Source organism: Phaeobacter sp. CC-HEC084 (assembly GCF_059429255.1).
This window is the reverse complement of sequence record NZ_JCAIJQ010000002.1, coordinates 1,193,997-1,214,412: the sequence shown is the minus strand read 5'-3', so window position 1 is coordinate 1,214,412 and position 20,416 is coordinate 1,193,997. Positions and strand designations below refer to the sequence as shown.

Annotated in this window: 18 protein-coding genes; 9 read left to right on the top strand and 9 right to left on the bottom strand. The window is 62.2% G+C overall.

Annotated features, from left to right (window positions below; genetic code table 11):
* Window positions 1-73: 73 nt before the first annotated feature.
* The 3 genes from AC5SSZ_RS06270 (at window position 74) to AC5SSZ_RS06260 (ending at window position 3,456) form a co-directional block, all read left to right on the top strand.
* Entirely contained in the window at window positions 74-1,408 is a 1,335-nt protein-coding gene (locus AC5SSZ_RS06270; RefSeq protein WP_495437628.1) for a DUF5930 domain-containing protein, read from the top strand.
* A complete protein-coding gene (locus tag AC5SSZ_RS06265; RefSeq protein WP_065270389.1) occupies window positions 1,398-1,934 on the top strand; it encodes a bactofilin family protein in 537 nt (178 codons plus the stop codon). The genes AC5SSZ_RS06270 and AC5SSZ_RS06265 overlap by 11 nt, the downstream gene beginning before the upstream one ends.
* Window positions 1,935-2,193: 259 nt before the next feature.
* Window positions 2,194-3,456 (top strand): calcium-binding protein, encoded by a 1,263-nt coding sequence (locus tag AC5SSZ_RS06260; RefSeq protein WP_495437627.1) that lies wholly within the window; start codon window positions 2,194-2,196, stop codon window positions 3,454-3,456.
* A 104-nt stretch (window positions 3,457-3,560) separates the two neighbouring features.
* Here AC5SSZ_RS06260 and AC5SSZ_RS06255 read toward each other — a convergent pair whose 3' ends face one another.
* Entirely contained in the window at window positions 3,561-4,109 is a 549-nt protein-coding gene (locus AC5SSZ_RS06255) for a peptidylprolyl isomerase (protein WP_065270392.1), read from the bottom strand.
* Window positions 4,102-4,608: a peptidylprolyl isomerase gene (locus AC5SSZ_RS06250; protein ID WP_065270393.1), complete on the bottom strand. Its 507-nt coding sequence runs from the start codon at window positions 4,606-4,608 to the stop codon at window positions 4,102-4,104. The genes AC5SSZ_RS06255 and AC5SSZ_RS06250 overlap by 8 nt, the downstream gene beginning before the upstream one ends.
* A gap of 136 nt (window positions 4,609-4,744) precedes the next feature.
* Here AC5SSZ_RS06250 and AC5SSZ_RS06245 point away from each other — a divergent pair, with 136 nt between their 5' ends.
* From AC5SSZ_RS06245 to AC5SSZ_RS06220, 6 genes are all read left to right on the top strand, one after another.
* Entirely contained in the window at window positions 4,745-5,938 is a 1,194-nt protein-coding gene (locus AC5SSZ_RS06245) for a phosphoglycerate kinase (protein WP_495437626.1), read from the top strand.
* 223 nt (window positions 5,939-6,161) lie between these two features.
* Window positions 6,162-8,000: a methyl-accepting chemotaxis protein gene (locus AC5SSZ_RS06240; RefSeq protein ID WP_495437625.1), complete on the top strand. Its 1,839-nt coding sequence runs from the start codon at window positions 6,162-6,164 to the stop codon at window positions 7,998-8,000.
* 362 nt (window positions 8,001-8,362) lie between these two features.
* Window positions 8,363-8,662: an FtsB family cell division protein gene (locus AC5SSZ_RS06235; protein WP_065273470.1), complete on the top strand. Its 300-nt coding sequence runs from the start codon at window positions 8,363-8,365 to the stop codon at window positions 8,660-8,662.
* Between the two features lie 232 nt (window positions 8,663-8,894).
* Window positions 8,895-9,908, top strand: a complete 1,014-nt coding sequence (gene pdhA, locus AC5SSZ_RS06230) for a pyruvate dehydrogenase (acetyl-transferring) E1 component subunit alpha (RefSeq protein ID WP_065270396.1) — start codon at window positions 8,895-8,897, stop codon at window positions 9,906-9,908.
* A 16-nt stretch (window positions 9,909-9,924) separates the two neighbouring features.
* Window positions 9,925-11,304 (top strand): pyruvate dehydrogenase complex E1 component subunit beta, encoded by a 1,380-nt coding sequence (locus tag AC5SSZ_RS06225; RefSeq protein WP_495437624.1) that lies wholly within the window; start codon window positions 9,925-9,927, stop codon window positions 11,302-11,304.
* A 12-nt stretch (window positions 11,305-11,316) separates the two neighbouring features.
* Window positions 11,317-12,657 (top strand): pyruvate dehydrogenase complex dihydrolipoamide acetyltransferase, encoded by a 1,341-nt coding sequence (locus AC5SSZ_RS06220; protein WP_495437623.1) that lies wholly within the window; start codon window positions 11,317-11,319, stop codon window positions 12,655-12,657.
* Window positions 12,658-12,751: 94 nt separating this feature from the next.
* On the opposite strand, the gene AC5SSZ_RS06215 is transcribed toward AC5SSZ_RS06220, so the two are convergent.
* The 7 genes from AC5SSZ_RS06215 to AC5SSZ_RS06185 form a co-directional block, all read right to left on the bottom strand.
* Entirely contained in the window at window positions 12,752-13,045 is a 294-nt protein-coding gene (locus AC5SSZ_RS06215; RefSeq protein ID WP_274829226.1) for a DUF1330 domain-containing protein, read from the bottom strand.
* A 190-nt stretch (window positions 13,046-13,235) separates the two neighbouring features.
* Window positions 13,236-14,045: a serine O-acetyltransferase gene (cysE, locus tag AC5SSZ_RS06210; protein ID WP_065270400.1), complete on the bottom strand. Its 810-nt coding sequence runs from the start codon at window positions 14,043-14,045 to the stop codon at window positions 13,236-13,238.
* A gap of 129 nt (window positions 14,046-14,174) precedes the next feature.
* Entirely contained in the window at window positions 14,175-14,459 is a 285-nt protein-coding gene (locus tag AC5SSZ_RS06205) for a DUF7742 family protein (RefSeq protein ID WP_495437622.1), read from the bottom strand.
* Window positions 14,456-18,424 (bottom strand): baseplate multidomain protein megatron, encoded by a 3,969-nt coding sequence (locus tag AC5SSZ_RS06200; protein ID WP_495437621.1) that lies wholly within the window; start codon window positions 18,422-18,424, stop codon window positions 14,456-14,458. Before AC5SSZ_RS06200 ends, AC5SSZ_RS06205 begins: the two co-directional genes overlap by 4 nt.
* On the bottom strand, window positions 18,424-18,897 hold the full coding sequence (locus AC5SSZ_RS06195) for an NlpC/P60 family protein (RefSeq protein WP_495437620.1): 474 nt from the start codon (window positions 18,895-18,897) through the stop codon (window positions 18,424-18,426). Before AC5SSZ_RS06195 ends, AC5SSZ_RS06200 begins: the two co-directional genes overlap by 1 nt.
* Complete coding sequence (locus AC5SSZ_RS06190; protein WP_495437619.1) at window positions 18,894-19,781, bottom strand: phage/gene transfer agent baseplate hub protein; 888 nt, start codon at window positions 19,779-19,781, stop codon at window positions 18,894-18,896. The genes AC5SSZ_RS06195 and AC5SSZ_RS06190 overlap by 4 nt, the downstream gene beginning before the upstream one ends.
* Complete coding sequence (locus AC5SSZ_RS06185; RefSeq protein WP_495437618.1) at window positions 19,781-20,413, bottom strand: phage distal tail protein, Rcc01695 family; 633 nt, start codon at window positions 20,411-20,413, stop codon at window positions 19,781-19,783. Before AC5SSZ_RS06185 ends, AC5SSZ_RS06190 begins: the two co-directional genes overlap by 1 nt.
* Between the last annotated feature and the right edge of the window lie 3 nt (window positions 20,414-20,416).

Below are 20,416 nucleotides of genomic sequence, written 5' to 3'. Positions count from 1 at the left end.
GCCATGGCGCCTGGGCTCACAGGGATGTGAGTGGCCCTGCGCCATGCAATTGGCATGGGACAAGGATCAGCGCGTGCGCACACGTCTGACTATTAAAATTCACGCGTTTCTCGAACGGCGCTTCCCCGAACGGCGCGTTTTCCTCAAATCGGATGACGACACCAGATTCATTCGGCTCAGGCCGGAAACACAGCTTATTGCCGTTGCCGGTATCGTTCTGTTTGTCGCCTGGTCGATCATGGCAACAGCCATTGTGCTGATGGACGGGATCGGCGCCGGAAACTTCCGCGAGCAAGCCAAACGCGATCAGATGAACTACCGCACCCGGCTCAACGCCCTATCGCTGGAGCGGGACAACCGCGCAGAAGAGGCGCTGGCAGCGCAGCAGCGGTTCAACGCAGCTCTGGCGCAGATTTCCGACATGCAGTCCGAATTGCTCGCCTCCGAAACTCGGCGCCGGGAGCTTGAAACCGGCATCGAAGTCATTCAGGCCACGCTGCGCGACACCATGACCCAGCGGGACAAGGCACGCGATGCTCTTGCCGAATTGCGCAAGGAAACCGAAGAAGACAGCCCGGTCCAGATGATGGCTGCTGTTGCCCCGGTGCAGATGGAGTTCCTCGCCGACGCGCTGGCAGAGACCGCCGCCGAGCGGGATCAGGTCATGGCAGACGCACAATCGGCGCTGGAGCAGCGGGATTCGCTTGAGATGGAAATCAAGCTGATGGACGAGCGCAACAACCAGATCTTCCGGCAGTTGGAAGAGGCGGTTACCGTTTCCGTAGCGCCGCTGGACAAGATGTTCCGCAGCGCCGGTATGCCGCCGGATCGGATCCTGGAGCAGGTGCGCCGCGGCTATAATGGACAGGGTGGTGGTCCCCTCACCCCTTTAGCCCTGTCGACCCGCGGTGAAGAACCCACCGCGGAAGAGCGTCGGGCCAACAGCATTCTCAATGAGTTGGACCAGCTGAACCTTTATCGCATGGCCGCGCAGCAGGCGCCTTTTGCCACGCCGGTGAACCTTGGCCTCGTGCGGCAAAGCTCGGGCTTTGGCTATCGCCGCGACCCTAAAACTGGCGGCCGCCGGCTCCACAAAGGATCGGATTTCGCCGGCCGCACCGGCACAGATATCTACGCCACTGCTGATGGCGTTGTGACCCATGCGGGCTGGCAATCCGGCTATGGCAGGCTGGTCACGATCCGCCATGCCTTTGGTATTGAGACGAAATATGCCCATAACTCAAAACTCCGCGTGAAGGTCGGTCAAAGGGTCTCGCGCGGGGATCACATTGCTGATATGGGTAACACCGGACGGTCCACCGGGACCCACCTTCATTACGAGGTTCGGGTCAACGGAAAACCCGTAAACCCTATGATCTACATCAAGGCTGCGAGAAATGTTTTCTAAGAGCAAAATCAATGAGCCCGGGCCGAAGCAGGCCGAAGCAACTCCGGCGGCTGCAACGCCGAGCGCCCCGCCCTCTGCGCCCGCGAGCGATTACAAGGCCACGCCGCCCAAGGCCAAGCCGCCGGCATCCGTGCTCAGCTCCGATCTGCATATCACCGGGAACCTGAAAACCACCGGCGACATTCAGGTTGAAGGCACCGTCGAAGGCGACATTCGCGCGCATCTGCTGACCATCGGCGAAACCGCGACGATCAAGGGTGAAGTCACGGCTGATGACGTGGTGATCAATGGCCGTATCGTGGGTCGCGTGCGCGGCCTGAAGGTCCGCCTGACCTCCACCGCCCGTGTCGAAGGCGATATCATCCACAAGACCATCGCCATTGAGAGCGGCGCCCATTTCGAAGGCTCCGTGCAGCGTCAGGACGATCCGCTGAATCCCGGCGGCAAGAAAGCCGCTCCGGCTGCCGCCGCTCCGGCGCGCCCTGCTGCCGCACCGGCAGGCTCGGCCCCCAGCTCCGACAGCTAAAAGTCACAGGGACCTCTCGGTCGCTGAACTGAATAGAAGACCGTAAACGCCGCAGAGCCCTGCGGCGTTTCGCATTTCAGGGCAAGGTTCAGGTTGTACTCCTTCCCCTTCCTTCCCAGTTCGCCAAAACGTAACCCACTGGGATTATGCTCCTTTACCTTCCATCATTCTACCGCCATGGTTGATCCTATTATCCGTTCCGAGGCCGCGCCTTTCAAACGCAGCCTGGAGCGGGCCTGGTTCATAGGGAATTTTGAAATTGGCAAATGTACGCATCCAGGACTCCAACGGCACCTGGTCCATCAATGATTTGAACTCGGCGGATTTTGCGGATCCGGTAATTACCCAGCAATCCGCTACGTCGATCAGTATGAGCGGAACTAACGGGCTGTCGCTCCGGTTTGACGGCGATTTTTCAAACGCCTCCCCCTATGTGTGGGAACTCACAGATCTCTACATCTACAGCTACGGTAACCAGGTCTTCTCCATGACCGGCTTCAGCGAGAGCTTTTACGATCTGGCTACGATGAGCGGCGCCGCGCTGGAACGCAGTATTCTGGCGGGAACCGATACCATCACCTCAAACAGCGCTGTCGGCAACCTGTGGTACACCTATGGCGGCGATGACACCATTGCACTTGGGAGCGGCGATGACACCATTGACGCCGGAACCGGGACCGACACGCTGGTTCTGAATACGCATTCAAGCCAGGCCACGCTACGGGGGCTGGACGATCTGTTCTCATCCTACTCTTCGGTTCAGGTCAGCAGCGCCATGGGAACCGACCGGATTAGCAATATCGAAATTCTGAAGTTCATAGACCGCAGCGTGGCACTGTCGCTTGGCAACGCTGGCAACGACCGGCTTCGCGGCGACGCACAGTCCGTGACCAATAGTGATGTCATGGCCGGCGGCTTTGGCAATGACACGCTTGATGGCGGCCTGCAGGACGACCTGCTCTACGGCAACGCAAACGATGACCATCTGAGCGGCGGCAGCGGGCGCGACACGCTGTTCGGTGGAACCGGTGATGACCATCTGACCGGGAATACCGGCTCCGACCGGCTGGTGGGCGCCGCAGGCGACGATGTGATTGAGGGCGGCAGCGGCCGGGATCGGGCCCTTGGCGGCGCGGGCGCGGATGAAATCACTGGCGGCAATCACCGCGACATACTGAACGGCGGTGGCGGCAATGACACCCTAACCGGCGGCGCAGGCGGTGATCGCTTGATTGGTGGCAATGGCCGGGACCGGTTGATCGGTCACAAGGGCGACGACAAACTGACCGGCGGTGGCCGGGCCGATATCTTTGTCTTCAAAAAAGGCCACGGCGACGACACCATTTCGGACTTCACTGTCGGTACCGACAGGATCGAAATCGGTCGCGGAGCTTCCCGTTTTGGACAACTGGACATCGAGCAACAGCAAGACGATGTGCTGGTTTCCTTCACCAATGTCACCATCCTGATCGAGGACGCGGAGTTGCAGGACATCGCGCAGGCGGACAATTTCCTGTTCTAAGGCATTTGCAGGCCAACCCGACGCACGAGAACACCAAAGCCCGCGCGGATTGGCGCGGGCTTTGACGTATTTGAAAGATCGGCAAGGCCGCAGCCCCGGTCGGCTTACTCGGTCACGGTGACCTTGGTCATGACATCGGGCTGGCCCTTGACCGAACCGCTCTGCCCCGAGCCGCGCTTGATCGCGTCGACCACATCCATGCCTTCGGTAACCTTGCCAACGACGGTATACTGGCCATTGAGGAAATGCCCCGGCGCGAACATGATGAAGAACTGCGAATTGGCGCTGTTCGGGTTCTGCGAACGGGCCATGCCGACGACACCGCGGTCATAGGCAATGTCCGAGAACTCCGCCGGAAGGTCCGGACGTTCAGAGCCGCCCATACCGGCCCGGCGCATGTCTTCGCCAAGCTTGCCGAACTGGACGTCACCGGTTTGCGCCATGAAGCCTTCGATCACGCGGTGAAACACCACGCCATCGTATTTGCCTTCGGCGGCCAGCGCGGTGATCTGCTCCACGTGCTTCGGCGCGACGTCCTCGAAGAGGTCGATCTTGACGGTACCATTGGCGCCCTCGCCTTCGATCTGGATTTCAAGGCCAGAGGCAAAGGCCGAGCCCGCGATCAGGGAAAATGCAGCAGCCAGCTTAAGCATCTGCGGCCACCTTGACGCTGATCATACGGTCAGGGTTCGCAGGCGGCTCACCACGGGTGATCGCATCAACGTGCTCCATGCCTTCGATGACCCGGCCATAAACGGTGTACTGGCCGTTCAGGAAGTGGTTGTCCTTGAAGTTGATGAAGAACTGCGAGTTTGCCGAATCCGGGTTGGCAGAGCGCGCAGCGCCCAGGGTGCCACGGTCGTGCGGCAGTTTGGAAAATTCCGCCGGAACGTTCGGCAGGTCAGAGCCGCCAGTGCCCGCCATGCGCAGGTTGAAACCGTCTTCCATGTCTCCGTGCTGCACGTCGCCGGTCTGCGCCATGAAACCGTCGATGACGCGGTGGAAGGCCACGTTGTCATATTCACCGGCACGGGCCAGTTCCTTCATCCGCTCGCTGTGCTTGGGCGCCACATCGGGCAGCAGCTCGATCACCACATTGCCGTCTTTCAGCTCGACGATGATGGTGTTTTCCGGGTCCTTGATCTCGGCCATCTGGCTCTCCTGTCGTGTTTGCTTTGCCAGATACCTAAGGGCAGCGGTCGCAATTGCCAAGGGAGCATTGACTGGGCGCACAAAAGCCCCGAAACAGCACCAAACACATTCGCCAATGACCGGAAGGAGCCTGAGGATGGGCTGGAATACCCTTGATGACATGGATCTCAGCGGCAAACGCGTTCTGGTACGCGTGGATATCAACGTGCCGATCGTGGATGGCGTGGTAACCGACTCCACCCGGATCCGCCGCATCGCCCCCACCGTGCGCGATATTCTGGCGGCCGGTGGCAAACCGATCCTGCTGGCGCATTTCGGCCGCCCGGGCGGGGAGCGCCGCGAGAACCTGTCGCTGAACCAGCTGATCCCGACGCTGGAGCGTGCCTTTGAAACCAAGGTGCTGTTTGCCGCCGATTGCGTTGGCCCCGGTGCCGAGGCTGCCGCCGCCGCCCTGCAACCGGGCGAAGTGCTGCTGCTGGAAAACACCCGGTTCCACGCCGAGGAAACCAAGAACGACCCCGATCTGGCCGCAGGCATGGCACGGCTGGGCGATGTCTACTGCAACGACGCCTTCTCCGCCGCACACCGCGCGCACAGCTCGACCGAGGGTATTGCCCGCCTCCTGCCCGCCTGCGCGGGCCGATTGATGCAGGCAGAGCTGTCTGCATTGGAAAGCGCCCTTGGCGCGCCGAAACGTCCGGTGACCGCCGTTGTCGGCGGCGCCAAGGTTTCAACCAAGCTGGAACTGCTCGGCAACCTGATCAAGAAGGTCGATTACCTGATCATCGGCGGCGGCATGGCCAATACATTCCTGGTCGCCAAGGGGATCGATGTCGGCAAATCCCTGGCCGAACGGATCATGAAAGACACCGCAGCCGAAATCCTGGCCAAGGCTGAAAGCGCAGGCTGCAAGATCATCCTGCCGAGCGACGTTGTGGTGGCCGAGGCCTTTGCCTCCCATGCGCCGCATCAGGTGCTGCCCGCCGACCAATGCCCCGCAGAGGGCATGATCCTGGATGCCGGTCCTGACAGCATCGCCACGATCAACGAGATCTTCGAGCAGAGCCAGACCCTGATCTGGAACGGACCGCTGGGCGCCTTTGAACTGGAGCCTTTTGACGCGGCGACCAATGCGGCCGCGCTGAAGGCGGCGGCCCTGACCCGGGCAGGCAAGCTGATCTCGGTTGCTGGTGGCGGCGATACCGTTGCGGCACTCAACGCCTCGGGTGCGGCGCGGGATTTCACCTATATCTCCACCGCCGGCGGCGCCTTCCTTGAATGGATGGAAGGCAAGACCCTGCCCGGCGTCGCCGCGCTCGATCAGGGTTAAGATCATACGTCTCGGCAGGGACTGCTGAACACCTGAAATCAACAAGGCCGGGCGCATCATCGCCCGGCCTTTTTCGTGCTCTTCCAATTGATTACTCACATTAATTTGTGTTTTCTTGAGCGCCCTTTCGGACCCCCGTTAAGACTTCATAGACCCCTGCCTTCCTAGGGCTGGCCGCGCGTATTAACGCCACGGAACACACCCTCAGGAGCACCACTCAGCCATGAGCCGTTTTTCACTCCGCAGCCAAGTGCTGCTATTCGCAACCGCCTTCATAGTGATGCTGCTTGCCAGCACCACTGTCGCCTGGCTCACCAGCCTCAAACTCACCGGGGCCATCTCTCAGGCCAGCTACGTCAACGCTCAGGTCAAAAGCCTTGATGACATGAAAGAAGATATCGAGCAGGGGATCGGAGACCTGCTTGCCTATGCTCTGGGTCGCGGCGCCAGTATCGGCGACCTGCGCGGAAATATCGAAGAGGTCGAGACCGAAGTCGCAATGGCGAAGGCCCGGTTTCTCGACATTCCTCTGACCATCGCGCGTCAGCCGGAGGTCTATGAGACCATCATGACGCTGCCCGGCATATTGACCACACTGCACGGCCAAGTACAGCAGCTGGAAGCGGCGAGCCTTGAGATGCGCCAGCGCATGGCCTTTGCCACAGTCCTGCCAACCGTTCAAAAACTCCGCGACACGGTGAACGACATGCAGGACATGCTGAGCGTCACCCACGACGAGGTCAGCACCCGCATCGACGACCTTGCGGCCTTTGCCGAGCTGCCGCAGCTGATTGTCGGCCTGGTGGCCGTTCTGATTTCCACCGGCATCGCCTTTGCCTTTGGCCGCCAGCTCAGCGGGCCAGTTACCGGCGCCGCCCAGGCGGTTCAGCAGATTATGGACAAAGACTATGACCAGGAGATCCAGGGCCTCTCCCGAAAGGACGAAGTCGGCAGCATCGCCCGCAACCTGCAAGAACTGAAGGAAATCCTGCGCACGGCAGAGGAAACCGACGCAAGAAACCGCGCCGAAAACGACCGTCGCGTGGCGTTGTTCCAGACCATGGGCGCAGCCATGAGCGGCCTGACGCGCGGAGATCTGGGACAACAGATTGAGGCCGAAGACTGGGCCGACCTGGGCGACACCTACGTCACCCTATGCGAGGATTTCAACGCGCTCTCAAGCAGCCTGTCCGGACTGGTGGAGGAACTCAAACAAAGCTCCGCCGCAGTCGAGCGCAATGCCCGCGAAATGGAGCAGATGTCGGACCAGATGTCGCAGCGCGCCGAAACCCAAGCCGCGACGCTGGAACAATCCGCTGCGGCGCTGGAAGAAATGTCAGCCAGCGTCCAATCCAGCGCAGCCCAGGCGCAGGATGCCGACCGCGAGGTCAAGGAAGGCCGCCAGCACGCGGAACAGGGCGGCAAGGTCATGGATCGCGCCCGCGAAGCGATGAGCGCCATCGCGCACTCGTCCGAGCAGATCAGCCAGATCATCACCGCTATCGACGACATCGCGTTCCAGACCAGCCTGCTGGCCCTCAACGCCGGGGTCGAAGCAGCCCGCGCAGGCGAGGCAGGCCGTGGCTTTGCCGTCGTTGCCTCCGAAGTCCGCAGCCTTGCCTTGAAGTCCGCGCAATCGGCGAACGAAATCAAGGAGCTGGTCACGGAAGCCGCGCAACAGGTGAGCGCAGGTGAGCGTCTGGTGCAGGACACTGGCGACACCCTCAGCCTGATTGCCAGCAGCGTTACCCGGGTGTCCGGCATGGTCTCGTCGATCGCCAATTCCTCCAGCGAGCAGGCCCAGGGCATCAAGGAGATCAATTCCGGCGTTGCCCAATTGGACCGGGTCACTCAGGACAATGCGGCGATGGTACAGGAAAGCTATGGCGCCAGCCGCCAGATGCGCGCCGAGGCAAGCCGCCTGAGCGAGCTGCTGCTCAGCTTTACCGGGCAGGCGCAAGAGGGAACAACCGTGGCTGGTGCGCTTGATGAGGCGGGAGAATTCGCTGAAACCGCTTGGCTTGATGAGGCCGATGACGACGAGCTGCTTTCCGCCGCCTGAACGCAGAAACACCTGATTGCGGCCGGTCCCGTGCTGCGTCAGTCAAATCAAAGAGACCATACAAACCGGCCGGGACAACAGTCCCGGCCGGTTTTTCATTGCGCAGCACCGCCCGCAGATTGCCGACGGGTCTCTCACTGGAACACGGCCTGTCCTGCGCTGCGGCCAGAGTCACAGCACTCCCCACAAGCCCTGGCTGCCGTTGCGATCATGACACAGGCGCGGACTGCGAAACAGAAACTGCCCGCGTTAATCATTTTGGGGATTCACAGAGTGATTCGGTTGTGGCATACAGGATGCAGACATCGAAACAATCGGTGCAAAAACAATACTTTGAGCAGTATCATACAGGCAAACTCAACGTGACCCGAAGCAATAAGCCGTCTCTCGGCGCATTCGCCTTCTTCTCCATCGCATTCGCGCTGAGCGCGTATTTTACCTTTGCGGCGGTGCAGGGCGATTTCGGGTTGTTCAGAAGGGTCGAGATCCAGGCAGAAGCCGAAGAGCTTCGTCAGGATCTCGATCTCCTTCAGGCTGACATCGATCGGATGGAAAACCGCACCCGGCGCCTGTCTGATGATTACCTTGATCTGGATCTTCTCGATCAGCAGGCCCGTTCCGTTCTGGGCATGCTGCGCGCAGACGAAATCGTCATTCGCTGATCCAGCACCTGCCTCACAAGGCTTACCCTCCCTTTACCAGTGCATGAAACCGGTTGTTGCTGCAGGCTCTTTGCCGTGCAACCATGGCGTCACGAAGATATGACCGCCCGGAATATGGGATTTTTATGCATTGTTGTGACCCCGCGTCATAAAAGCACTCGCCAGTCACAGCAAAATCGAATATGGATTAGTTTAACACTAAACTATCTGGCTTTGAGGGGAGTCCGCCATCATGGCTGCTAGGAAAAGCACCAAGAAACCAAATGTTTCCGCCGAAGACCTGACCCGCCACTATCGCGAAATGCTTCTGATCCGCCGATTCGAGGAAAAGGCCGGTCAGCTTTATGGCATGGGTCTGATCGGGGGCTTCTGTCACCTCTACATCGGCCAGGAAGCCGTCGTGGTCGGTCTGGAGGCCGCCGCGGAGGAAGGCGACAAGCGCATCACATCCTACCGCGACCACGGCCATATGTTGGCCTGTGGCATGGACCCGGATGGCGTCATGGCCGAGCTGACTGGTCGCGAGGGCGGCTACTCCAAGGGCAAAGGCGGCTCCATGCACATGTTCTCGAAAGAGAAGCATTTCTATGGTGGCCACGGTATCGTCGGTGCGCAGGTACCTCTGGGTGCCGGGCTTGCCTTTGCCGATAAATACAAGGGCAACGGCCGCGTAACCTTTGCCTATTTCGGCGATGGCGCCGCCAACCAGGGCCAGATCTACGAGACCTTCAATATGGCCGCCCTTTGGCAGCTGCCGGTGGTCTTTGTCATCGAGAACAACCAATACGCCATGGGCACCGCCCAGGCCCGGTCGACCTCCACACCCGAGTTGTTCACCCGCGGCGAGGCCTTTGGTATTCCCGGTGAGGCAGTGGATGGCATGAACGTGCTGACCGTCAAGGACGCAGGCGAGCGCGCCGTGGCCCACTGCCGCGCGGGCAAAGGTCCCTATATCCTTGAGGTGAAGACCTATCGTTATCGCGGCCACTCGATGTCGGACCCGGCCAAGTACCGGACCCGCGAAGAAGTCCAAAAGATGCGCAGCGAACGCGACCCGATCGAACAGGTCCGCGAAATGCTGCTGACCGGCAAGCACGCCAGCGAAGACGATCTCAAGGCGATCGACAAAGAGATCAAGGACATCGTCAACAAGTCTGCCGATTTCTCCAAGGAAAGCCCTGAGCCCGCCCTGGATGAGCTGTGGACCGATATCTACGCCGACGAAATTCCGCAGAAGAGCGCCTGAGGGAGAGATCAAGACTATGGCAACTGAAATTCTGATGCCCGCCCTGTCGCCGACCATGGAGGAAGGCACGCTGGCCAAATGGCTGGTCAAGGAAGGCGATACCGTGAATTCCGGCGATATCCTTGCCGAGATCGAAACCGACAAGGCGACGATGGAGTTCGAAGCCGTCGACGAAGGCGTGATCGGCAAGATCCTGATCGCCGAAGGCAGCGAAGGTGTGAAGGTCAACACCGCCATCGCCGTGCTGCTGGCCGAGGGCGAAAGCGCCGACGACATCGCCGATGCCGCACCTGCCGCTAAGGTGGAAGCGCCGACCGCAGAGGCACCTTCGGCGCCCGCTCCGACCGCCGCTGCTGCCGCGCCCCAAGAGGCCCCGCAGGTGGACGAAACACCGGATTGGCCCGAAGGGACCACGCTTAAGCAGCAGACCGTGCGCGAGGCGCTGCGCGATGCCATGGCCGAGGAAATGCGCGGTAGCGAAGACGTCTACCTGATGGGCGAGGAAGTCGCCGAATATCAGGGCGCTTACAAGATCTCGCAGTGCCTTCTGGATGAATTCGGCGCCAAGCGCGTCATCGACACACCGATCACCGAACACGGCTTTGCCGGGATCGCCGTTGGTTCGGCCTTTGGCGGGCTGAAGCCGATCGTCGAATTCATGACCTTCAACTTTGCCATGCAGGCGATCGACCAGATCATCAACTCTGCGGCCAAGACGCTCTATATGTCCGGCGGCCAGATGGGCTGCCCCATCGTGTTCCGCGGCCCCAACGGCGCCGCCGCCCGCGTGGGCGCCCAGCACAGCCAGGACTATGCCGCCTGGTACATGCAGATCCCGGGCCTGAAGGTCGCCATGCCCTATTCCGCCTCTGATGCGAAGGGCCTGCTGAAATCCGCAATCCGCGATCCCAACCCGGTGATCTTCCTTGAGAACGAGATCCTCTATGGCCGCTCCTTCGATGTGCCGGACATGGATGATTACACCGTACCCTTTGGCAAAGCGCGCATCTGGCGGACCGGCGACGATGTCACCATCGTCTCCTTCGGGATAGGCATGCAATACGCGCTCGAAGCGGCGGATAAGCTGGCCGAAGAGGGCATCAATGCCGAGGTGATCGACCTGCGCACCCTGCGTCCGATGGACCTGCCCACGGTGATCAAATCGGTAATGAAGACCAACCGCCTTGTCACCGTCGAAGAGGGCTGGCCGCAGGGTTCGGTCGGCAGCTACATCGCCTCCGAAGTGATGCAGCAGGCCTTTGATTACCTTGATGCGCCCATCGTGACTTGCACCGGCAAGGACGTGCCGATGCCCTATGCCGCGAACCTCGAAAAACACGCGCTGGTCACCACGGATGAGGTGATCGCCGCCGTGAAACAAGTGACCTACCGGTAAGGAGAGACAGCGATGCCCACAGAAATCCTGATGCCCGCCCTCTCTCCCACCATGGAGGAAGGCACGCTGGCGAAATGGCTGGTCAAGGAAGGCGACACCGTCGCCTCTGGCGATCTTCTGGCCGAGATTGAAACCGACAAGGCCACGATGGAATTCGAAGCCGTCGACGAAGGCGTTATCGGCAAGATCCTGGTGCCTGAAGGCAGCGAAGGGGTGAAGGTCAATACCGCCATCGCCGTTCTGCTCGCCGATGGTGAAAGCGCTGATGACGTGGACGCAGCGCCTGCCGCAAAGGCGGAAGAAGCCGCGCCGGACACGGCACCGGCGGCTGACGCGGGCAACAAGGCGGCCCCCGCAGGGGGCACCGAGGCGCCCGCCGCCTCCGCTTCCCCTGCCCCGGCTGCGCCTGCCGCCGCCGATGGCAGCCGCATCTTTTCTTCTCCCCTGGCGCGGCGCATTGCGGCAGACAAAGGGCTGGATCTGGCTGCGATCAGCGGCTCCGGCCCGCGCGGTCGCATCGTCAAAGCCGACGTCGAAGGCGCTACAGCAGCACCAAAGGCCGAGGCCCAGCCTGCCGCTGCCCCTGCGGCCGCCGCTCCGGCTGCTACCGCCGCGCCTGCTGGCCCCTCTGCGGATGCCGTCGCCAAAATGTACGAAGGCCGCGACTACGAAGAGGTCAAGCTCGACGGTATGCGCAAGACCATCGCCGCGCGCCTCAGCGAAGCGAAACAGACCATCCCGCATTTCTACCTGCGCCGGGATATCCAGCTGGACGCCCTGCTGAAATTCCGCGGTGAGCTGAACAAGCAGCTGGAAGGACGCGGCGTGAAGCTGTCGGTCAACGACTTCATCATCAAGGCCGTGGCCTTGGCGCTGCAATCGGTGCCCGAGGCCAACGCCGTCTGGGCCGGTGACCGGGTTCTGCAGATGAAAGCCTCGGATGTGGCGGTTGCCGTCGCCATTGAGGGTGGGCTCTTCACTCCTGTGCTGCAAGACGCCGACATGAAGTCGCTCTCCAGTCTGTCGACCGAGATGAAGGACCTAGCCACCCGCGCCCGCGACCGCAAACTGGCGCCCCATGAATACCAGGGCGGCTCCTTTGCGATCTCCAACCTCGGCATGTTCGGCATCGACAATTTCGACGCCATCGTGAACCCGCCCCATGCAGGCATCCTCGCGGTTGGCTCTGGCGTGAAAAAACCGGTTGTCGGCGCCGATGGTGAGCTGAAAGTCGCCACGGTGATGAGCGTCACCATGTCCGTAGATCACCGCGTCATCGATGGCGCGCTTGGGGCGAACCTCCTGGCCGCCATCGTCGAGAACTTGGAAAACCCGATGGTCATGCTGGCCTGATCCAGGCAGCTGTTCCTATCACACCAAACAAGGGTCGGACGGAAACGTCCGGCCCTTTTGCATCCTCCAGCCCGGTGCTGGCGCCCAAAACAGCCTAGGCGAGCTTGTCGACCAGAATGGCATTCAGCGTTGATCCGGACCTGCGCAGAATCGCAAGCCTTTGAAACTCATCCGAATTCCAGAACCTTTGCGCATGGGCACGGTCGGGAAACTCAAGGATGAAAGCCGCATCGGGCAGCGGGTCGCTGCCTTCCATCATCTCCGGCTCGCCGCCCCGGACCAGAAACTCGCCGCTATGCGCCTCAACCACTTTGGGGATTTTGGCAAAATACTCATCCATCCAGTCGCGGCTGTGGATTTGCATCTGCCCGATAATAAACGCTGTCATGCTGTAACCTCCCAGACCAGCAACACTGGACGAAAAGGCTAACGGCAAATCACCTCTGCACCAAACCTTCCCGACAAACAGGCGGAGGAAATACCCTGGCGAAACACCGGGCCTTGCAGACCATAAAAACAAAAACGGGGCGGCTTCCATTTGGAAGGCGCCCCGCTCCGTGCCCCTTACGGAGCCTGAATTACTCGCCGCTGGCCAGAACCTGGTTCATGCTGACCGAAGGCTGATCGCAACCAGCCTCACCAACGATCTTGGCCGGGACGCCTGCCACCGTCTTGCACGGGGGGACATCGTTCAGAACGACAGAACCGGCAGCAATGCGGCTGCAGTGGCCGATGCGGATATTGCCGAGCACCTTGGCTCCGGCACCGATCAGCACGCCATCCTCGATCTTGGGGTGACGGTCCTCTTCTTCCTTGCCGGTTCCGCCCAGGGTCACCGAATGCAGCATCGACACGTTGTCGCCGACCACGGCGGTTTCACCGATCACGATGGAGTGGGCGTGGTCGATCATGATGCCCTGGCCGATCTTTGCAGCCGGGTGAATGTCGACGCCGAAGATCTCCGAAATCCGCATCTGGAAGAAATAGGCCAGATCGTAATCGCCCTGTTTCCACAACCAGTGCCCGACCCGATAGGCCTGAACGGCTTGGTAGCCCTTGAAGTACAGGATCGGCTGCAAAAGCCGGTGGCAGGCCGGATCGCGTTCATAGACCGCCATCAGATCGGCCCGCGCCGCTGCAATCAGGGACGGGTCGGAGGCATAGGCTGCATCGACGATCTCGCGCAGAATCACCATCGACATCTCGTTCGAGCACAGCTTGGCCGCCACGCGATAAGAGAGCGCCTTTTCGATGGTTGGATGGTGCAGGATGCAGGCGTGAATCAGACCGCCCATCAGGGGCTGTTTATCAACGGCCTCCTGCGCTTCGGTTGCGATGCGGTCCCAGACAGGGTCCAGCGGAGTAACGGCTTTGCGTGTCTTGATCATGGTGAGGCATCCTTTTCTCACATCAGACTACGTATCTAACGCAAGTTTGGCCAAACGCAAATTTGTGAAGAGAAGTATTTTCATTATGAATGGATCGCGGGGCAGACGTCCCATGCGTGGCGCACAGGCTTACCCTATTCGCCCATGCACGGCGCGCAGGACCCGGATCGTGCAAGCAAGGTATTCGGCATCATCGAGCGGTGGCTCATCCGCCAGCGGAAACCGCCGTGCTGCCGCGCTGAGCGTACCATCGCCCCACCTTGGGTGCAGCCCCATGCCCTGCTCCATATGGGCACAGGCCCGCGCGGCCCCCGCAAACAGGCAGGCACAAAGGCGCGCGCGCTTTGCCTCGGGGACATGCAACAGCGCGCGGGCGGCGGAGGAGATATCACCCGGCAAGACGGGCCGCCTCATATCAGCGCCGCCCCGGCAGCAGGCCCGGCGCCGAACCGGTCTGAAACCTGCGCCACCTCAATCCGGTCCCCGGGCAATGCCCCATCCGCCACCTGCATCGCTACCGAGTAACTCCAGCCCGGCGCTGATAGGGTTACTTCCCGCAGAACCACGGGCCCGCGCAGGACGCGCCGCAGATACTCCTCACGCGCCTCGCCCAGCGGCACCTCCGGCAGGTCCCAGCTGTCGCCCTCGATCCGGGTGCGGCGGATCCAGCTGACCTGTATCGCCCCGCCCAGCGCGCCCTCTAGGCGGAGATGCACCGGCGCATAGGGGCGCAGGCCGTTGCCATCAAAAGCCTCGATCCGGTGCACATAGCTCGGGTCTTCATAGCCTCGGCGCGCGGGGCCGATCCGGTAGTGACGCGCCCGTCGCCGCTGCGCCAGCGGCAGGTCGAGCTGGCGCAGGGCATCACCCAGCAGCACAACGAATGAGCCTTCGGGCCATATATCGGGCATCAGCCCATCGCTGCCCAGCTGGCCGCGCAAACGCCCGCGCAGCAGATAGGTCTCGGGGGCCACCAGTTCGGCACTGCGGAACTGGAAAATCTCCCAATTGCCGTTGCTGCCATCGCCGATTGCAGCCGCATTGGCCCCGTTCAGCACCGCCAGCATATCGCGGCTTTCCAACGCCCCCGAGATCAACTTGATCTGCAGGTCGGCGCCCAGGTCCCAGCGCCCGACCGGCCCGCGCAGCAAGGGCGCCTGGGTGATCCCGACGACCGACCTGGCTGCGATCACCTCTTCCAGCATGTAGCCTTCGTCGGCCTGGGCGCCGTAGACCGCGACACTGCCTGGCCAGGGCTGGGCGGTAATGGCCAGGTGCGGCGCATGCGGGGTTTCCTCGCCCGTCAGCAAGGGTAGGTCCATGAACAGCGGCAGCACAGGCACGGGCGCTGCGAATTCATTTACACCGGGCAGCTCCTCGGCGCTGGGGGATGGGAGATAGACGCCGGGATCGATCCGCACCGCCTCGACCAATTGCGCCTCGGCCATTTCGATACGATCCACCCGGTAAAGGGCGGGCGTCTCCTCGGCGCTCTCACTGCCCTGCCCCGAGGTCTCCTCCTTAGCGCCGGGGTCAGCAATCGGCAGGGCGATCACATCCCCCACCGCAATATCCAGCCGCGAAGGCGGCAGCACAAAGCGCGCGCTGTCGCGGGCGATGCGGGCCTCGATCAGCCAGCGTTCGGCGATCTGGCGGGCCTCTGCCCCAGTCAGAACCATCGGCAGGTCGTGTTGACCTACCGCATGGGTCGCCTGATCGGGCAGAACCGCCTCTTGCGCGCCAAGATCGTAATTGGCGCCCCATTCGGCATAGCGCAACCGTACCCTGCCCGTCAGTTCGGCCTCGGCGGCGCGCTGATGGGCAATCTCTCCTTCCACCTCGGAGCTGTCGACCAAATGCTGCGGCTCCAGCAGACACGCATCGGTGCCCGTGCGTGGCAGGAAGCGCAGGAGCCCATCCTGTTCGATCACATCAAAGCCATGGCGCAGCATCAGTGGTTGCAGCGCGGCGCGGGCAGTCTCTGTTCCCTCAAGGCTATACCCATGCACGATCCCGTAAAGCGAGCTGACATGAGTCTCCCTCACTCCAGAGCGGTCGCAGATCTCACTCACCACCGACGACAGCGTGCGCTGGCCGACACGCCCGTTCAACCAGTGCCCCCTTAGGTAGTTCTCCCCGTCACTCCAGACGTCGCTCGCGGCGGGAAAGGCCGGAAAGGGCCGCGCGTCCCAGGCCCAGACATAGGCGTTATCCATATCCAGCATCGGCGCGTCATATTCTGCCGAGATGGGGTTGTTGGCCGGATCACTCCAATACCCCAGCATTGCGCGCAGGTATTGCAGCTGCATCAGGTCGTCCCGTTGGCCATTGGAATACTTCGGCAGTCTCGATTCCGAGCTTTTGGGATCAAGGAACTTGTTCGGCTGATTGGTGCCCCGGTCGATGGCCGCGCAGCCAAGTTCCGTGAACCAGATCGGTTTGCTCTGCGGCTCCCACGCCGTGGGCAGCGGCTGACGCACGCCGCCGATCCGTTCGTGATGGGTGTTGTCCCACCAGTTGCGCAGATCTTTGTAGCGCCAGATCCAGGGTTCCTGATGGGCGCCATCGGTGATCGGGGTGCGGATCTGGGCCGCTTCGGCCTCGGGCGAGTGGTAATACCAATCGTAGCCTTCGCCGCCTTCGATATTGCCACGCAAGTAATCAAGATCATAGATCGCAGGCACTCCGGCTTCGGCGTCCAGATGGTCCGTGCCCTGCCGCCAATCGGACAGCGGCATGTAATTGTCGATCCCAATGAAATCCACCTCCGCATCGGCCCAGAGAGGATCCAGGTGGAAATAGCGGTCGCCTTCAGGACTTTGGTAGCCCCAGTATTCCGACCAATCGGCCGCATAGCCGATCTTGACCTCTGGCCCCAGGATCTGGCGTACCTCGGCGGCCAACGCCCGCAGGGCCGTCACAGCCGGAAATCCGCTGACGCCCCGGATCTGGGTCAGCCCCCGCATTTCCGAACTTATGCAAAAAGCCGCCACCCCGCCCGCTGCGGCGCAAAGCGCGGCGTTGTGCAGAATGAAGCGTCTCAGCCCCCAGTCCTCGGGTCCACTATAGGTGACAGTGCCATCGCCAATGGTGAAATCACTGGCCGAGGCCTGCCCCATGAAGGCGGCGACTTCTGCATCGGCAGCGGCGCTTTGATCCGGGCTGCCTGCGCGCCCCGGCGCCACCGACAGGGTGATCCGGCCCCGCCAAGGCAGGTGTGGCTGATCGGGATTATCGCTCCATGGATCCGGCAGACCATTGCCCTCGGCCTGATCCATCAGGATGAAGGGATAGAACATCACCCGCTGCCCGGCGGCATTCAGCGCCTTGATTGCCTCCACCACCGCCGCATCGGCCGGGGTGCCGCCATAAAGGGGATTGTCGTCTTCGTCCTTCAGCACCGCCTCGGCGCTGCTACGATCCTGTCCTGAGACCTGCCAGGGCATTCCGACGCCCTCGGCCAATTTCTGCTCCACCTTGGGTTTGATCCGGCACTCCCCGCAGCGCAGGTCATTGCCAAACCAGGACACGATCAACGAGGCGGCCCCGCAAGCCGGGAGTTCTTCCTCCAGCGCCGAAAGCGAGGTCAGAAGGTCTGTCTGCCCCGATGGCGAGTGGGTATTGGCGGCCCGCATATCACCGGGCCCACCGGAGTAGTTCACCGCGCTGCTGGCCAGCGCATATTCGCCTGTCCCCGGCATCAGCGCCACGCCCCGCACCAGCTGCGCCGGATCAAGGTCGAATTCCGCGCTGCCCGGCTGCACGCCACGTATCACCTCAAACGAGAACTGCGGCACCCGGTTGCCAAAGCGATCCAGCGCGATGTTCTCCATCACCACATAGGCGGTGCCGCGGTAGGCAGGTACCTTGCCTGCGCCCTCGATGGCCTCCATCACCGGATCGGGCGCTTGATCCGGGGTGCCGCGATAGACCGTCATGTTGAGATCCAGCGGCGAGACTTCCTCTCCATCGGCCCAGACCCGCGGCACCGAGGCGATCTCCCCTTCGCAAAGGGCAATCGCTAGCGAGACCGAATAGCTGTAGCGCGTGACGCTGGGCTGCCTTGGCCCGCCCTTGCCGCCGCCCGTGGTGGTGGTGCTTTCCTGAAAATCAGAGGCCCAGATCACCTGCCCGCCAATGCGGGTGCGGCCCAGAACCTGCGCGATGGGTCGGCCTTCGCTGGCCTGCGTCAGGCGGAACTGGCTGACCTTGCCGGTTTCCACCGGGTCCGACCCGGCGCCAAGCAACCGTTCGTCAATGGCCCGCCCCAGCGTTGCGCCCACAGCCCGGCCAATCGCGACCGAGGACAGCCCCGCCACCGTGCCACCCACGGCCCCGCCGATTGCGGCGCCCGCCGCAGAAAGAAGAATGGTCGCCATCAACTCACCTCATCGGGAAATGCAAAACGCGCCACAATACGGCGCTGCCAGGGGCCGGTCAGCGCGCTCTCAACGACGCCGCGCGCGCTATAGGCATGAATGAAACGGGGCTGCCCCTGTGGCACCTCTGGCGCGCCCGTTGCGGATTGAATGCCAAGGTGTTTGGCCACGGCCCCGGCGCGCATGCGAAACAACAAGACATCGCCGACCTCGCAGGCGGAGAGCGGTTTTGCCCGCAGATAACGCTGGGCCGCCTGCCATAGGCGTTCCTCGGCCTGCGGTTCGGACCAGTCCATCGTATAGGGCGGCAGCGGCGCCGGTTCCTGCGCGCAGTGTGCCCGCCAGATCCCCCGGATCAGCCCCAGGCAATCGCAGCCCGCCCCCCGGCAACTGGCCTGATGCACATAGGGCGTACCGATCCAGTCCCGGGCGGTCTTGGCAATATCCGCGCCTGTCACCCTTCCGCCCGTCATCGGCGGCTGCCGCCGGTATTGGCGCCCGTCGAGCGCGGCACCGACATCACCCAGTCCTCTCCGGGGATATCTGGAAAGCCCTGAAAGTTGATGAGGTTGTTGAATTTGAGGCGGCAGGTCTCCATCCGCTTGTCACAGCCCGCATCGAGCTGCAGCAGGTCGCCGGGCGCCACCGGCGCGCGCAACGGCTCCCACAGTTCGATCAGGCGGCCCGTGGCATCGCTGCGGTCCTGTTTGATCGCACTCCACAGCCCCTCAGCCGCGCCCGTCAGCACCGTCAGGCGCCCACGGGTAAACCAATCGGGTTCAAAGCCTGCCAGATCCTCCCAATAGAACAGGCGGCCGTCCTCACTCCGCTCTATCGCGCGGGTCTCGCTATAGCCGGGCAGGTCCAGATCGAAGCGGCAGGTGTCATCGCCCAGAACCGCGCTGCAAGGTTTCTGATAGACCCGGCCCAGCGGGCGGTTCAGTGCCTCGCTCAGCCCGCGTAGCTCGGCCTCAAAGGCACTGCCCGCGCGGCGCAGCTCTCCGATCGATCCGCGAAACTGCAGCCAGCGCAGCGACAGGTCCTGCCAGTTCACCAGCCAGCAGCGCACATCCGCCGCATCAAACCGTCCCGCCTCGATATCCTCGGCCCGCAGCGCAGTATCGGACAGCGCCCCCAGCGCCTCAGTATTGTCCACCGACAGGCCCGTCGCCTGTTGCAACGCTCGTGCGGTCAGCCCGCTGCCCGCCTTGAACGTCATCCCGTCAAATGCCAGATCGCGGTCGTGGTCGGTAAAGCCAAAGAATTCGCCATCCCGGCAGGTCAGTCCCCAGGCCCGGCACAGTGTTGTCACCCCAGTGGCGAGATGATCCAGAAAAGGTTGCGACGGCCCGGCCATCAGATCCGCACCTCCACAATCGGCACATCCGGCACATCGCCCGCCTGAAAGGAGGCGACGCTGGTCAGGATCTGATCGGTGTCAAACCGCACCGGCACATCGAATTCAAAACCGGCGACGACCTCCAGCCCGGCCTCGGGCGGATAGGCCAGCGTGATTTCACCCGTCGCGGTGTCGAGTTCGTAATCGACGCTCTCGCGCAATTCCTCCTGCTTCAGGCCCACGCGCACGGTTCCCGCCACCGGTTTGGCAATCGGGCGATGGTAGAGTGAGGTGCCGGAGCGATAGGACTTCACCAGTTGGAAGCGCGTAGTCTGCCCATCGCCGGTGCCGATCACCTCGTCCCGGAAATCCACCTCTGCGCTGGCGCGGGCCGATTTGTAATCCGACCAGTCCTTCCAGCGAAAGCCGTACATCTGCCCCTGACGGGCCTCGAAAAAGGCAATCAGAACCTCGATATCCTCAAGCGAGCGCAGACCAAGCCCGGCATCATAGCGGCGCCGCGAATGCGCCCAAGGGGTGTTACGCTCCTCGTGGCCATTGGCGAGCGTGACGATATCAGTGCGCCGCTGCGGACCGCCGACCGAGCCGAAGCTGAGCGAGGCGGGAAATCGGACATCGTGGAAATTCATCGG

Excerpts from the sequence above, each read along its gene's own strand:
- AC5SSZ_RS06265 (WP_065270389.1), top strand. The coding sequence starts at position 1,398 with ATGTTTTCTAAGAGCAAAATCAATGAGCCCGGGCCGAAGCAGGCCGAA.
- AC5SSZ_RS06255 (WP_065270392.1), bottom strand. The coding sequence starts at position 4,109 with ATGCTTAAGCTGGCTGCTGCATTTTCCCTGATCGCGGGCTCGGCCTTT.
- AC5SSZ_RS06250 (WP_065270393.1), bottom strand. The coding sequence starts at position 4,608 with ATGGCCGAGATCAAGGACCCGGAAAACACCATCATCGTCGAGCTGAAA.
- AC5SSZ_RS06245 (WP_495437626.1), top strand. The coding sequence starts at position 4,745 with ATGGGCTGGAATACCCTTGATGACATGGATCTCAGCGGCAAACGCGTT.
- AC5SSZ_RS06240 (WP_495437625.1), top strand. The coding sequence starts at position 6,162 with ATGAGCCGTTTTTCACTCCGCAGCCAAGTGCTGCTATTCGCAACCGCC.
- pdhA (WP_065270396.1), top strand. The coding sequence starts at position 8,895 with ATGGCTGCTAGGAAAAGCACCAAGAAACCAAATGTTTCCGCCGAAGAC.
- AC5SSZ_RS06225 (WP_495437624.1), top strand. The coding sequence starts at position 9,925 with ATGGCAACTGAAATTCTGATGCCCGCCCTGTCGCCGACCATGGAGGAA.
- AC5SSZ_RS06220 (WP_495437623.1), top strand. The coding sequence starts at position 11,317 with ATGCCCACAGAAATCCTGATGCCCGCCCTCTCTCCCACCATGGAGGAA.
- AC5SSZ_RS06215 (WP_274829226.1), bottom strand. The coding sequence starts at position 13,045 with ATGACAGCGTTTATTATCGGGCAGATGCAAATCCACAGCCGCGACTGG.
- cysE (WP_065270400.1), bottom strand. The coding sequence starts at position 14,045 with ATGATCAAGACACGCAAAGCCGTTACTCCGCTGGACCCTGTCTGGGAC.
- AC5SSZ_RS06205 (WP_495437622.1), bottom strand. The coding sequence starts at position 14,459 with ATGAGGCGGCCCGTCTTGCCGGGTGATATCTCCTCCGCCGCCCGCGCG.
- AC5SSZ_RS06200 (WP_495437621.1), bottom strand. The coding sequence starts at position 18,424 with ATGGCGACCATTCTTCTTTCTGCGGCGGGCGCCGCAATCGGCGGGGCC.
- AC5SSZ_RS06195 (WP_495437620.1), bottom strand. The coding sequence starts at position 18,897 with ATGACGGGCGGAAGGGTGACAGGCGCGGATATTGCCAAGACCGCCCGG.
- AC5SSZ_RS06190 (WP_495437619.1), bottom strand. The coding sequence starts at position 19,781 with ATGGCCGGGCCGTCGCAACCTTTTCTGGATCATCTCGCCACTGGGGTG.
- AC5SSZ_RS06185 (WP_495437618.1), bottom strand. The coding sequence starts at position 20,413 with ATGAATTTCCACGATGTCCGATTTCCCGCCTCGCTCAGCTTCGGCTCG.